This is a genomic window from Oleiphilus sp. HI0128 (assembly GCF_001635365.1).
On the sequence record NZ_LWGG01000148.1, the window covers coordinates 1 to 1,331 of the forward strand.

Sequence of the window (1,331 nt, forward strand, 5' to 3'; positions counted from 1 at the left end):
TTTTCAGTCTTATCTTCAAACAAGTTCTTCCAATGATTGGTCACCCCAACATCAGAGAAAGCATATTCTGCCTGTAATACGCCATCGGCCATATAGTTTGTGCTGGAGCCAAAAGGATGTGTCTGGTGACAAGCCATACATGGATTGTGCTTTGCTTCATGTTTGGTATAACACTGAGGAGGGACAATCGCTTCTTTGTTATAGGTAATGCCATCTTCCGTCGCACGAAGCTGACCTGATGTTCCCTCATTAATCTCTGTCGGGAAATTAAGACTCGCTAATAGCTCTGTTTCAGCATCAGGGTCATTTTGTGTGTTGTTCTTGCTCGTATTCGAATCACTGCTACAAGCACTCATCAGAACAAGTAAGGCCAATAGGTTAATATATTTCATAAGAATTTCTTTAGTGTCTGAGAAAAAAGGAGGGCAACAATTCGCCCTCCCCTTGCAGTACTCTTAGAGTACTAACTTAATGAAAACTACAGTGCTGGATCTTCATATACCCAGATAACATTGTTTTCATGATTCCCAGTATCTTCACCAATCAATAGACGACCGTCGTCCATTACAGCTAGGTTATCCGGGTTAGAGATATTGTTAACACTACACTCATTCACATCACGATCAGAGTAGTATGGGCCACCCACAATTGCAGGAACCATAGTATCAACGTCTACGTTGCCAGCGTTTTCTTTCAAGGTCATACGATATACCACACCGCATGGGCCGTGAGTGCCGTCTAGCTGGATATCACCTTCATCATCAGCCATTGTTTTGTCAAATGATGACATAGCCATATACATGTAAGCCTGATCACCATCAGCAGCACCAGCATTCCACCAGTTATCTGCAAGACCATAGTTGATAACGACACCTTCCATCTTACGGAACTCACCCGTCGCGCCCAAAGCAACAGCGGCTTTACGGCTCTCTAGGAAAGCAGGGCGGTCATCAGTAAAGGGATCAGCTGCAACAGAACCGCTGCCATCTAGATCCTGAGAAAGCTTAGCTTCAGCCCAATCATTGATTTGCTGATCAGTAATATAGCTTGGGCTAGCAAGTGTGCCCACATCATATTCAGCAATTGCAGCTTCGATATCAGCTTCAGCACCGTGCGCAAGCTCAATCCACTCAATTGCAAAAGCAGCTTCAGAAGGATCGCTAACACCATTCGTCTGAGTGACTTTCGCAGCGTATAAAGTACCAGAGCTCATATCACCTGCTGCATCAGCAACAAACTTGAAGAACACAACACCCGTTCCGTCATCACTCAAGAATACTGTTTTCTGGTCAGGCATCACTACGCTGTTTTCGTGAGAGAAGCGGCCTTGA

General features: G+C 44.8%; 1 protein-coding gene and 1 pseudogene. Both read right to left on the minus strand.

From position 1 onward, the window contains the following. Positions 1 to 392, minus strand: a pseudogene (locus A3763_RS01935) (hypothetical protein); the annotation flags it as partial. An 86-nt stretch (positions 393 to 478) separates the two neighbouring features. Further along, positions 479 to 1,331 (minus strand): alkaline phosphatase PhoX (locus A3763_RS01940; protein ID WP_156494827.1); only part of this gene is annotated, 853 nt, incomplete at its 5' end.